Consider the following 12,616-nt stretch of genomic DNA (forward strand, 5'->3'; position numbering starts at 1 on the left):
ATATATCTCTAAAAAAGCCTTTATTCTCCAGTTGAGCTAATCAATCTAACCTTTTCGCCATTTTTATTCCATATTATGTAAAATTATAGTCTACGTCTGCTGCTGATACACATCCAGCCACTGCTCCAGCTGCTCCTTCAAGCGCTCCCTGGCCGACTCCGGCTCCAGAATCTCAGCATTCGGGCCATACTGCAGAATCCACTTGATGAACTCCTTCTCATTATTAACCGTGACTTCGAACAGCAGCGTTCCATCGCCTTCTTCGCTCATCCGCGGCTGTACGAACAGCTCCTCTTCCTTAATGTAACGCGCCACCTGCGGATCGAACCGTACCTTGAACGTGACATTCCGGGTGCCCCGGTTGATCGACCAGGTGTTTTTCAGATACTGCTTAATATTGAAATTTCCCTTATCAAAAGCGGAAGCCGTCATCTCGACCTGCTCAAACCGGCTGATCCGGAACGTACGAATCGCCCCCTTCAGATGGCAATAGCCAATCAGATAAAAACGCTGATCCCGCGGGATCAGATAATAAGGATCAATCTTCCGCGCTGTAGTGGCGTTGCGTGACTGCGAGTGGTATACCGTCCGGATGCTGCGCTGCTCCAGAATCGCTCCAATGAGCGGCTGCAGGAAGTTCCGGCTCTCCTTGCGGTAGGCCGGTGTGCCCATCTGGATAATATCCGCGATATTCTCCAGGAGGCCGTTCTGCCGTGATTTCTCCTTAAGATGGGTACCCATCACCTTGTCATACGCAGAATGAAAACCCGGCGGAATTCTATCCGGATTCAGCACCGAAGGCAGCAAAGAGAACGCCAGCGACTCCTGCTCCGAGAAATCCAGCGGATATAAAAAGAATTTGCCCATGAACCGGTAGCCCGTGCCTCTTCCCTCATTCGTAACCGGTGCAAAGTGGCTGATCACCTCAAGATCCCTATAGATCGTTCTAATATTCACCTCACACCTAAAGGCCAAGTCTGCTGCGGTAATCCCCGGGTTCGACTGAATGGCGTTAATGATTCTGAAAATCCGTATTACTTTGTCTGTCATAACAAATGCTCCTCAGCTTCCAAGTAAGTGTTGCCTATGATCCAATAGTCCAATAGTTATACTATATCAGTTCTATAGAAACATAACGCCCTCCCATACTATTGCAACATCCCGGCCCTTACAACGAAATCACCCTAGCGGATGAATAATACTGGTGCCTCTATACCACTCTTACACGAAGCTCACTTTTCTCCATCTACCTGCCTTCTGACGGCCATTTGACAGCTACAGCCCTTAGCGCTCTGGCTCACAGATACTCTGAGTTCTATGTGTTCGGTTTTTCTGTGAAAATACTTCTGGCACTGCGATAAACGCACGGCCTACGTGGCGCGCCTGGTCCAATTGTGTTCGGTTTTTCGATTACATTCGGCCATTCGCCTTCCCTGCATCACATTGTGTTCAGTTTTCGCATACATTCCCTAAATAGCAACAAAATCACCCTGCGGGTGAACGATGCTAATGCCTCTCTCACTGGCCGCTTTTAAGGAGCAGTAATGGTAATGTTGCACTTTTGGCAGGATTTCTCTATACCTTTTACGGGTTGAAGTACAATGTTGCATGATTTGCACAAATTTTGATGTTTAGAGCAAGTTAGCGCTGAATTTGTTGCATTTCATGCAGGATTTCAGCATTGACCGCTTCTTTGGGGCAGTATTGTTGCACTTTTGGCAGGATTTCTCTTAAAAGGTTACTGCCGGTGATGCATGGGGCCCTTCCCTCCTCGCAGTGGCACCCATTGTATTCGGTTTTCCTGTGAAAATACGTCTGGCACTGCGATAAACACACGGCCTACGCAGCGCGCCCAGTCCAATTGTGTTCGATTTTTTCGATTACATTCGGCCATTCGCCTTCCCTGCATCACATTGTGTTCGTTTTTCGCTTACATTTGCTAAATAGCAAAAAAAGTCCGCCTTCCCCATAGGGCTGACGGACTCACGTGATACAGATATAAGCGGGTGATGGGAATCGAACCCACGCTATCAGCTTGGAAGGCTGAAGTTCTACCATTGAACTACACCCGCATAGGTGAAATGAAATATCGGGATGACACGATTTGAACATGCGACCCCCTGGTCCCAAACCAGGTGCTCTACCAAGCTGAGCTACATCCCGTTAATACAAAAGTTGAAGCAATGAAGTATAAATGGCGCGCCCTGAGAGATACGGATGCTACGCATCCGATTGCGAAGTTGTGCTATCGAAGCGGATGCTCCAACGAACTCGTTCGAATCTGGGGACACTTTGTTAATTCAATGAAGTATAAATGGCGCGCCCTGAGAGATTCGAACTCCCGGCCTTTTGATTCGTAGTCAAACGCTCTATCCAGCTGAGCTAAGGGCGCAAAATCTATATGGAGCGGACGACGGGAATCGAACCCGCGACCCTCGCCTTGGCAAGGCGATGCTCTACCGCTGAGCCACGTCCGCAAAAACATGGTGCGCGTGAAGGGACTTGAACCCCCACGTCGTGAAACGCCAGATCCTAAGTCTGGTGCGTCTGCCATTCCGCCACACGCGCACACGTTACAAGAAAATGGTGAGCCATGAAGGACTCGAACCTTCGACACCCTGATTAAAAGTCAGGTGCTCTACCAACTGAGCTAATGGCTCTCATAAGAGAAACAATCGAAAATAGATGGCTGGGGATATAGGAATCGAACCTATGAATGACGGAGTCAAAGTCCGTTGCCTTACCGCTTGGCTAATCCCCAATATTATAATTAGCAAAATGCTACGGAATCGGATGGATACTCTATACTTCGAGATATAGGATGCTCAATCCAGGGATTTCTCATCCCTTAAGCCATTAAAAATGGCGGAACCGACGGGATACTCTTCACTCCGTTACGAGATTGCGAAGTATTCCTTACGATGCCTATGCTTCAACGAACCCAGGGATTTCTCATCCCTTACGCCATTAAAATGGCGGAACCGACGGGATTCGAACCCGCGATCTCCTGCGTGACAGGCAGGCATGTTAGGCCAACTACACCACGGTTCCAAGTTTAACATTATGGCCCCCCCGGAAAGTATTCGGAATATGCTACAGAGCATCTCTTCACTTTGTGGGGAACAATTGCGGGGGCAGGATTTGAACCTGCGGCCTTCGGGTTATGAGCCCGACGAGCTACCGGGCTGCTCCACCCCGCGTCATTGTACAAAATCTATTCGGTTAAGATAGATGGTGGAGGCTGAGGGGTTCGAACCCCCGACCCTCTGCTTGTAAGGCAGATGCTCTCCCAGCTGAGCTAAGCCTCCATATATGACTCTCTCTTCCCATCATTCAAAGAAGAAATTGGTGACTCGTATGGGATTCGAACCCATGTTACCTCCGTGAAAGGGAGGTGTCTTAACCCCTTGACCAACGAGCCATGCTATACAGTTATTTCCATCCCCTTTTCAGGGAGGTAACGCTACGGAGAGAGAGGGATACTCTTCACTTCGTTACGAGATTGCGATGTAGTGCTATCGAAGCTTATGCTCCAACGAACCATTGAGGATTCTCATCCCTAATCAGGGAGGTAACACTACGGAGAGAGAGGGATTCGAACCCTCGAGACGCTTGTGGCGCCTACACGATTTCCAATCGTGCTCCTTCGGCCAAACTCGGACACCTCTCCATATGGCTCCCCGAACAGGACTCGAACCTGTGACAACTCGATTAACAGTCGAGTGCTCTACCAACTGAGCTATCAGGGAATATGTAAGCAATTAGGACAAAAAAAATACCACAATGTGTGTGGATGGTCCGCTTGGCAACGTCCTACTCTCCCAGGACCCTTCGGTCCAAGTACCATCGGCGCTGGAGGGCTTAACGGTCGTGTTCGGGATGGGTACGTGTGGAACCCCTCCGCTATCGCCACCAAACGGGCATTTACAGCGTAAATGCTTCAGGAATTGATTCCTGAAAACTGAATCCGAAACGAATCTGCGTGTTAGAAATTTGGATAAGCCCTCGACCGATTAGTATTGGTCAGCTCCATGCATTGCTGCACTTCCACCTCCAACCTATCTACCTCGTCGTCTTCAAGGGGTCTTACTAATTGGGAAATCTCATCTTGAGGGGGGCTTCACGCTTAGATGCTTTCAGCGCTTATCCCGTCCGTACGTAGCTACTCAGCCATGCTCCTGGCGGAACAACTGATGCACCAGCGGTACGTCCATCCCGGTCCTCTCGTACTAAGGACAGCTCCTCTCAAATTTCCTGCGCCCACGACAGATAGGGACCGAACTGTCTCACGACGTTCTGAACCCAGCTCGCGTACCGCTTTAATGGGCGAACAGCCCAACCCTTGGGACCTACTTCAGCCCCAGGATGCGATGAGCCGACATCGAGGTGCCAAACCTCCCCGTCGATGTGGACTCTTGGGGGAGATAAGCCTGTTATCCCCAGGGTAGCTTTTATCCGTTGAGCGATGGCCCTTCCATGCGGTACCACCGGATCACTAAGTCCGACTTTCGTCCCTGCTCGACTTGTAGGTCTCGCAGTCAAGCTCCCTTATGCCTTTGCACTCTGCGAATGATTTCCAACCATTCTGAGGGAACCTTTGAACGCCTCCGTTACTCTTTAGGAGGCGACCGCCCCAGTCAAACTGCCCGCCTGACACGGTCCCCGTACCCGCTCAGGGCACTAGGTTAGAACCTAGATACGATCAGGGTGGTATCCCAACGGCGCCTCCGCAGAAGCTTGCGCTCCTGCCTCACCGGCTCCCACCTATCCTGTACAGATCGTACCCAAATTCAATATCAAGCTGCAGTAAAGCTCCATGGGGTCTTTCCGTCTTGTCGCGGGTAACCTGCATCTTCACAGGTATTAAAATTTCACCGGATCTCTCGTTGAGACAGCGCCCAAGTCGTTACGCCATTCGTGCGGGTCAGAATTTACCTGACAAGGAATTTCGCTACCTTAGGACCGTTATAGTTACGGCCGCCGTTTACTGGGGCTTCGGTTCACAGCTTCGGATTGCTCCTAACCGCTCCCCTTAACCTTCCAGCACCGGGCAGGCGTCAGCCCGTATACTTCGCCTTGCGGCTTCGCACAGACCTGTGTTTTTGCTAAACAGTCGCTTGGGCCTTTTCACTGCGGCCCCCTCGGGCTATTCACCCTACCGAGGCACCCCTTCTCCCGAAGTTACGGGGTCATTTTGCCGAGTTCCTTAACGAGAGTTCTTCCGCGCGCCTTAGAATTCTCTTCTCGCCTACCTGTGTCGGTTTGCGGTACGGGCACCTTCTCCTGACTAGAGGCTTTTCTTGGCAGTGTGAGATCATGACCTTCGCTACTATAATTTTCGCTCCCCATCACAGCCCAGCCTTACGATGTGCGGATTTGCCTGCACACCAGCCTCACTGCTTAGACGGACATCCATCAGTCCGCGTCACTACCCTCCTGCGTCACCCCATCGCTCATAGCGGATTACGGTGGTACAGTAATTTCAAACTGTTGTCCTTCGACTACGCCTGTCGGCCTCGCCTTAGGTCCCGACTTACCCTGAGCGGACGAGCCTTCCTCAGGAAACCTTGGGCTTTCGGCGGATCAGATTCTCACTGATCTTTTCGTTACTCATACCGGCATTCTCACTTGTGTAGTGTCCAGCGCTCCTTACGGTACACCTTCAACCCCTACACAACGCTCCCCTACCCCAGATGCAACGCATCTAGCCATAGCTTCGGTGGTGTGTTTAGCCCCGTTACATTTTCGGCGCAGAGTCACTCGACCAGTGAGCTATTACGCACTCTTTCAATGGTGGCTGCTTCTAAGCCAACATCCTGGTTGTCTGTGCAACTCCACATCCTTTCCCACTTAACACACACTTGGGGACCTTAGCTGATGGTCTGGGCTGTTTCCCTTTTGACAATGGATCTTAGCACTCACTGTCTGACTCCCGGCAAGAAGTAAATGGCATTCGGAGTTTGACTGAGCTTGGTAACCCTTGCGGGCCCCGCACCCAATCAGTGCTCTACCTCCACCACTCCATTCACCGAGGCTAGCCCTAAAGCTATTTCGGGGAGAACCAGCTATCTCCGAGTTCGATTGGAATTTCTCCGCTACCCCCACCTCATCCCCGCATTTTTCAACATGCGTGGGTTCGGGCCTCCAGTGCGTGTTACCGCACCTTCACCCTGGACAGGGGTAGATCACACGGTTTCGGGTCTACGTCCACATACTCAATCGCCCTATTCAGACTCGCTTTCGCTGCGGCTCCGGCTTCTCACCTTAACCTTGCATGTTAAACGTAACTCGCCGGTTCATTCTACAAAAGGCACGCCATCACCCCTAAAACGGGCTCTGACTTTTTGTAAGCACACGGTTTCAGGTTCTATTTCACTCCCCTTCCGGGGTGCTTTTCACCTTTCCCTCACGGTACTGTTTCACTATCGGTCGCCAGGTAGTATTTAGCCTTAGCAGATGGTCCTGCTGGATTCATACGGGGTTTCACGTGCCCCGCACTACTCGGGATCCGTCTCGGAGAGAACACAGTTTGGGCTACAGGGCTTTTACCTCTATCGCGGGCCTTTCCAGACCTCTTCGCCTACTCTATTCCTTTGTAACTCCATGTGAGACGTCCCACAACCCCAAGAGGCAAGCCCCTTGGTTTAGGCTGTTCCGCGTTCGCTCGCCGCTACTGACGGAATCACTATTGTTTTCTCTTCCTCAGGGTACTTAGATGTTTCAGTTCCCCTGGTCTGCCTCTGCGTATCCTATGTATTCAGATACGAGTAACTGCGAATTACCACAGCTGGGTTTCCCCATTCGGACACCCCCGGATCAAAGCTTGCTTACAGCTCCCCGAGGCAGTTTCGTTGTTCGCCACGTCCTTCGTCGGCTCCTGGCGCCTAGGCATCCTCCGTGTGCTCTTAGTAGCTTAACCAATGTGTTTTCCGTTAGGAAAACCGCTAGTATCGCCATTAATATGAAACTTGTTTACACAAGTTCAGCTTAAAGGAATGTTCTAAAACGCAAATTCGTTTCGGTATCCAGTTTTCAAGGATCAAGGTAAAGATGAGAGCTTAAACTCTCAAAACTGACCAACGAGTGAGTAACTAGCCGACCGGCTAGATTTTAGATTTGAATGTCCTCATTGCAGAAGACGATTCTCCATAGAAAGGAGGTGATCCAGCCGCACCTTCCGATACGGCTACCTTGTTACGACTTCACCCCAATCATCTACCCCACCTTCGGCGGCTGGCTCCCTTGCGGGTTACCCCACCGACTTCGGGTGTTGTAAACTCTCGTGGTGTGACGGGCGGTGTGTACAAGACCCGGGAACGTATTCACCGCGGCATGCTGATCCGCGATTACTAGCAATTCCGACTTCATGCAGGCGAGTTGCAGCCTGCAATCCGAACTGAGACCGGCTTTGCTGGGATTGGCTCCACCTCGCGGCTTCGCTTCCCGTTGTACCGGCCATTGTAGTACGTGTGTAGCCCAGGTCATAAGGGGCATGATGATTTGACGTCATCCCCACCTTCCTCCGGTTTGTCACCGGCAGTCACTCTAGAGTGCCCAGCTCAACCTGCTGGCAACTAAAGTCAAGGGTTGCGCTCGTTGCGGGACTTAACCCAACATCTCACGACACGAGCTGACGACAACCATGCACCACCTGTCTCAACTTTCCCCGAAGGGCACCTGATGCATCTCTGCTTCGTTAGTTGGATGTCAAGACCTGGTAAGGTTCTTCGCGTTGCTTCGAATTAAACCACATACTCCACTGCTTGTGCGGGTCCCCGTCAATTCCTTTGAGTTTCAGTCTTGCGACCGTACTCCCCAGGCGGAGTGCTTACTGTGTTAACTTCGGCACCAAGGGTATCGAAACCCCTAACACCTAGCACTCATCGTTTACGGCGTGGACTACCAGGGTATCTAATCCTGTTTGCTCCCCACGCTTTCGCGCCTCAGCGTCAGTTACAGCCCAGAAAGTCGCCTTCGCCACTGGTGTTCCTCCACATATCTACGCATTTCACCGCTACACGTGGAATTCCACTTTCCTCTTCTGTACTCAAGTCACCCAGTTTCCAGTGCGACCTCAGGTTGAGCCCAAGGTTTAAACACCAGACTTAAATAACCGCCTGCGCGCGCTTTACGCCCAATAATTCCGGACAACGCTTGCCCCCTACGTATTACCGCGGCTGCTGGCACGTAGTTAGCCGGGGCTTTCTTCTCAGGTACCGTCACTCCGGTAGCAGTTACTCTACCGGACGTTCTTCCCTGGCAACAGAGCTTTACGATCCGAAAACCTTCATCACTCACGCGGCGTTGCTCCGTCAGGCTTGCGCCCATTGCGGAAGATTCCCTACTGCTGCCTCCCGTAGGAGTCTGGGCCGTGTCTCAGTCCCAGTGTGGCCGTTCACCCTCTCAGGTCGGCTACGCATCGTCGCCTTGGTGGGCCGTTACCCCACCAACTAGCTAATGCGCCGCAGGCCCATCCCCAAGCAGCAGATTGCTCCGCCTTTCATTCTCTCCTCAGGAGAAGAAAGAAATTATCCGGTATTAGCTACCGTTTCCGGTAGTTATCCCAGGCTTGAGGGCAGGTTGCCTACGTGTTACTCACCCGTCCGCCGCTAAGTCTGAAAGGAAGCAAGCTTCCTCTCAGACTCCGCTCGACTTGCATGTATTAGGCACGCCGCCAGCGTTCGTCCTGAGCCAGGATCAAACTCTCCAAATTGGTATTTAGAAAGAGCGATTGCTCATTTTGAAACATCTGACGAGAATTTACATTCTCTCATTTTGGATCTCACCGAAGTGATCTCCAGATACTCACTCGTTGTTCAGTTTTCAAAGATCAAGCTCGTTGTCAGCGGCGATGTTATCGTCACCAGCAACTCTTATAATATATCACATCCAGCCGATCAATGCAAGCTCTTTTTTTAACTTCTTTTTCGAGCAAGGCGTTGATGTTTCGCGGCCAGAAATAGAATATATCACGGATAGAGATTCATTACAAGCATTATTTTATAACCATCATCTTAGAATGATATCAGCCGCCAATGGACAGAATAACCGAATATCTAAACGTTTGCTTGGAAGCCTCCAGCCTACGTTATCTAACCTTCTAGGGGGATTGTTATGGACACTCATGAATTCGTGGAGAAGTTCCAGGAGAATCAGCGTAAAGCGCTAAAGAACAGAAAACGCGGTAAAGGAACTCCTGGAGCAAGACTGGCCAATAAACAGCATAGCTCTAACAAATAACGGTGACAAAACAAAGCAGGGATGTCTGCGCGGCCAGTTACGGCTCTGCGGACATCCCTTTTGCATTTCTATTCTATAGAAGGAAGCAGGAGTAATTATTTGCTCAATTTCGTTACGCCTACAGCCACTTTCTCGATTTGTGCTTTGCTAAGAGCTTTATCAGCGGAACTGATAGTCACAAAACGGTCTGCCAGCTTGAAGGTCAGCATTGGTGTATCCGAAGGGGTGTACCATTTCGCTTCAGTTCCGTTAGAGAGCTTTACGGTAGTTCCGTCATAGTCGTAGGAATAATCACGTGGAGATACATTCACCCGCATTTTATTGAACAGGAAGCTTACGCCGTCATCGCCGCCCGCAACCTTCTGGAAGGCATCTCCGCTGACCATCTGAGTCGGGGCATATGCAGTCTCAAACCCCTCGTAGTTGGCAAAAGCCTTGATAATCTGTTCTTTCTGCGCTGCAGTGTATTGTACTGCCGTCAGCTTCACAGCTGAACCATTATCAGGCGCTGCGGCCCCTGTTCCAGTCCCAAGGATAACCTCATTCGTGGAAGCGTTGAAGGTAACCGGCACCTTCAGTGCATCTGCCATCGCCCGGACCGGAAGATACGTTGTATCCTTATAAGTGATTGGCGCCATCGTTTTGCCGTTGTTATCGACTGGGGTATAGGCGGCTCCGTTCACTTTGAACCCGATTCCGTGGTTAAGATAGGCGCTGATTTTCTGCATGTTCGTTCCTGCGTAGACCCCTGCTGAACCTGTAACGGCCATTCCGAATACCATCGTTGCTATGATCATTTTTTTGCTTTTCATTGAATATCGTCTCCCTTAGTTGTGATGTTAGTGTGTGTGTTCCTTGCTATAGACTTATTAAACCATTAACTTGTTTCTAACTTGTATCCGGATTGTAAAGAAGTAATTCAAATGCTCACCCCATACACCTCTGTGTACAAAACATCTCTGAAATGGAGGAACTCCTTCATCGTCACCGGCTCCGGGTAGGTCATAATGCGCAGCGGAAGATCGGCTTGCCCTTCACGCAGCGGCGGCTGCATATAGTCATAGGGATTCAGGTAAAAGCCCAGCCGCTCGTAGAATCCGATTCTCCTCTGCTCCAGCTCCCCGTCCGGCGGCTCTACCTCAAGCAGCACCGGCTTGTCCGAATGCATAAGGTAGCTGCTCATCAGCTTGCGGCCGATCCCTCCGCTCCGGCGCTGGGGATTCACGGCAATATGCTCGATGAACCGCAGCTCGGGTAATTCCCATGCCGCCAAAAAAGCCAGTATCTGCCCCTCCGTATCCTTGCTGGTATACAGATGATAATTCGGCTGATCCAGCAAAGCCTGCTGCCCGCTGCGGGTTCTAAGCTCACTTACCGGAAACGAAGCTTCCATAATAGCGAATATTTCATTGAATTCTGATTCACTAATGCTTTCTTCATTAATAGATGTCTCATTGATCACTGTATTCTCGTCCATTGCAATGGCCTGCTTTCTGCCGCTTCGCTGCATGAAGGGCTCTAATGTATGGTTCCCTTATCCGGTTAAAAATACCTTAAGGGATTCTGTACGCATCAAGATGCTTCAAAATAAAGACTGTCACAGAACATTCTCCGGTGTCCAGTGAGCCGATTAGCATCTGGTACTAGGAGAACGTGCTATACTGTAGTCAACAGATACATCATCACGATTATATAGGAGAGGTTCATTTGGATAATCAACGTTGGATCGCACCTGAATTCTACAATCTCACTTCGGAAATGGAGCGGCATCCTGAAGATAAGATTGCAATTAAATGGTTACATGAAAATGGGAGACTGGAGCAAATCACCTATGGTGCGCTCATGGCTCAGGCTAACCGTCTCGCCGGCGGACTGGCCGGTCTCGGACTTACGCAAGGCGACCGGGTCCTGGTCATGGTCCCCCGCCGCATCATCGCCTATGCGATATATCTGGCCTGCCTGAAGCTGGGACTGGCTGTTATTCCTTCGTCCGAAATGCTGCGGGCGAAGGATCTCTCGTACCGGCTGCGCCATTCCGAAGCGCGGGCCGTGATTGTCTGGTCCGAGGCTACCGGAGAAGTCAACAAAATCTCCGATGATCTGCCCTCACTGGACTTCCGCCTGTCCGTCTCCAGCGGCGCGGCTGAGCCTGAAGAAGGCTGGATCGACCTGGAGGGTCTAATGGAAGGACAAGCTGATTCTTACCCTGCGGTTGCCAGCCGCCGCGATGATATCGCCATTCTGGCCTATACCTCCGGAACCACCGGCAATCCCAAAGCAGTAGTTCACACGCACGGCTGGGGGTATGCCCATCTGCGGATCACTTCCTCCCTCTGGTTCGATATCCGTGAATCAGATACGGTCTGGGCTACAGCCGCACCGGGCTGGCAGAAGTGGATCTGGAGTCCATTCCTGACGGTACTCGGCAACGGGGCAACTGGCTTCGTCTATAACGGAGCCTTCCATCCGGAGCGCTACCTGCAGCTGCTGCAAGACGAGAAGATTCAGGTATTATGCTGCACACCGACGGAATACCGCCTGATGGCGAAGACTGAAGGTCTGGCAGAATACGACCTGTCCAATCTGCGCTGCGCCGTATCCGCCGGTGAACCGCTGAATCAGGAAGTCATTCATACATTCCAGCAACACTTCAATATTACAATCCGTGACGGCTACGGACAAACAGAGAGCACACTCATCATCGCAGCACTGAAGGATGAACCGATCCGGGTCGGCTCCATGGGCAAATCGATTGCTCCGGGCATTGTCGAGGTGATCGACGAGAACGGACATCCGCTGCCAGCTGGAGTGGTCGGTGATATCGCCGTACATCTGAGCATGCCTGCATTGTTCCAGAACTACTACAAAGATCCTGAGCGGAAAGCGAACTGCTCGCAGGGGGAGTATTTCATAACCGGTGACCGGGCGCGCAAGGATGAGGACGGCTATTTCTGGTTCGAGGGGCGCGGCGATGACATCATCATCAGCTCGGGCTACACGATCGGGCCGTTCGAGGTCGAAGAGGCGCTGATGAAGCATACCCTCGTTAAGGAATGTGCCGTAGTCGCAAGCCCGGATGAGATCCGCGGGTCAGTCGTCAAAGCTTTTATCGTACTCAAGGACGGCCATGCCGGAACACCGGAGCTGACCAAAGAGCTGCAAGCCCATGTCAAGGAGCAGACCGCTCCCTACAAGTATCCGCGCAAAATCGAATACATTACGGATCTGCCGAAGACTACCTCCGGAAAGATCCGCAGAATCGAGCTGCGTGAGCAGGAGAAGCGCGCTAACCTGTAGCAAGAGCTAATCTGTTCAGGGAACGCTGCAAATCAGGCAGCTATATTGCCAGCTGAAACTATAAAATCCCCGTTCCTAC

5 protein-coding genes, 13 tRNA genes and 3 rRNA genes are annotated in these 12,616 nt (G+C 51.3%); 2 read left to right on the forward strand and 19 right to left on the reverse strand.

What is annotated here, in order from left to right:
- Positions 1–90: 90 nt before the first annotated feature.
- From NSS64_RS24310 to NSS64_RS24390, 17 genes are all read right to left on the reverse strand, one after another.
- The gene (locus tag NSS64_RS24310; protein WP_341141807.1) at positions 91–1,050 is read right to left on the reverse strand and encodes a helix-turn-helix transcriptional regulator; all 960 of its coding nucleotides are present in this window, start codon (positions 1,048–1,050) and stop codon (positions 91–93) included.
- Between the two features lie 951 nt (positions 1,051–2,001).
- A tRNA-Gly gene (locus NSS64_RS24315) sits at positions 2,002–2,072 on the reverse strand.
- A 17-nt stretch (positions 2,073–2,089) separates the two neighbouring features.
- Positions 2,090–2,163: transfer RNA gene (locus tag NSS64_RS24320), tRNA-Pro, on the reverse strand.
- A gap of 152 nt (positions 2,164–2,315) precedes the next feature.
- Positions 2,316–2,392 (reverse strand) — tRNA-Arg (locus NSS64_RS24325).
- Between the two features lie 10 nt (positions 2,393–2,402).
- A tRNA-Gly gene (locus tag NSS64_RS24330) sits at positions 2,403–2,477 on the reverse strand.
- Between the two features lie 7 nt (positions 2,478–2,484).
- A tRNA-Leu gene (locus NSS64_RS24335) sits at positions 2,485–2,568 on the reverse strand.
- Positions 2,569–2,584: 16 nt separating this feature from the next.
- A tRNA-Lys gene (locus tag NSS64_RS24340) sits at positions 2,585–2,660 on the reverse strand.
- A 26-nt stretch (positions 2,661–2,686) separates the two neighbouring features.
- Positions 2,687–2,761, reverse strand: a tRNA-Gln gene (locus tag NSS64_RS24345).
- A gap of 212 nt (positions 2,762–2,973) precedes the next feature.
- A tRNA-Asp gene (locus tag NSS64_RS24350) sits at positions 2,974–3,051 on the reverse strand.
- A 75-nt stretch (positions 3,052–3,126) separates the two neighbouring features.
- Positions 3,127–3,200: transfer RNA gene (locus tag NSS64_RS24355), tRNA-Met, on the reverse strand.
- 32 nt (positions 3,201–3,232) lie between these two features.
- Positions 3,233–3,308 (reverse strand) — tRNA-Val (locus NSS64_RS24360).
- A gap of 38 nt (positions 3,309–3,346) precedes the next feature.
- Positions 3,347–3,421: transfer RNA gene (locus tag NSS64_RS24365), tRNA-Glu, on the reverse strand.
- A 159-nt stretch (positions 3,422–3,580) separates the two neighbouring features.
- Positions 3,581–3,670: transfer RNA gene (locus NSS64_RS24370), tRNA-Ser, on the reverse strand.
- Between the two features lie 3 nt (positions 3,671–3,673).
- Positions 3,674–3,749: transfer RNA gene (locus NSS64_RS24375), tRNA-Asn, on the reverse strand.
- Between the two features lie 51 nt (positions 3,750–3,800).
- Positions 3,801–3,917: ribosomal RNA gene (gene rrf / locus NSS64_RS24380) — 5S ribosomal RNA — on the reverse strand.
- 76 nt (positions 3,918–3,993) lie between these two features.
- A 23S ribosomal RNA gene (locus NSS64_RS24385) occupies positions 3,994–6,919 on the reverse strand.
- Between the two features lie 233 nt (positions 6,920–7,152).
- A 16S ribosomal RNA gene (locus NSS64_RS24390) occupies positions 7,153–8,713 on the reverse strand.
- Together the 16S, 23S and 5S rRNA genes with 13 tRNA genes alongside form the textbook arrangement of a ribosomal RNA operon.
- A gap of 401 nt (positions 8,714–9,114) precedes the next feature.
- Between NSS64_RS24390 and NSS64_RS24395 the strand changes: the two genes are divergently transcribed.
- Positions 9,115–9,240 carry a DUF4023 family protein gene (locus NSS64_RS24395; RefSeq protein ID WP_076081926.1) on the forward strand — a complete coding sequence of 42 codons (126 nt, stop codon included), beginning with the start codon at positions 9,115–9,117 and terminating at the stop codon, positions 9,238–9,240.
- 95 nt (positions 9,241–9,335) lie between these two features.
- On the opposite strand, the gene NSS64_RS24400 is transcribed toward NSS64_RS24395, so the two are convergent.
- Both NSS64_RS24400 and NSS64_RS24405 read right to left on the reverse strand, forming a co-directional pair.
- On the reverse strand, positions 9,336–10,052 hold the full coding sequence (locus NSS64_RS24400; RefSeq protein WP_341141808.1) for a hypothetical protein: 717 nt from the start codon (positions 10,050–10,052) through the stop codon (positions 9,336–9,338).
- 107 nt (positions 10,053–10,159) lie between these two features.
- Positions 10,160–10,717 (reverse strand): GNAT family N-acetyltransferase, encoded by a 558-nt coding sequence (locus NSS64_RS24405; protein WP_341141809.1) that lies wholly within the window; start codon positions 10,715–10,717, stop codon positions 10,160–10,162.
- Positions 10,718–10,998: 281 nt separating this feature from the next.
- Between NSS64_RS24405 and NSS64_RS24410 the strand changes: the two genes are divergently transcribed.
- Complete coding sequence (locus NSS64_RS24410) at positions 10,999–12,537, forward strand: acyl-CoA synthetase (protein ID WP_341142897.1); 1,539 nt, start codon at positions 10,999–11,001, stop codon at positions 12,535–12,537.
- Positions 12,538–12,616: the final 79 nt, after the last annotated feature.

It is taken from the genome of Paenibacillus sp. FSL H8-0122, from assembly GCF_038005345.1.
In the GTDB taxonomy this organism is placed as follows: domain Bacteria; phylum Bacillota; class Bacilli; order Paenibacillales; family Paenibacillaceae; genus Paenibacillus_AQ.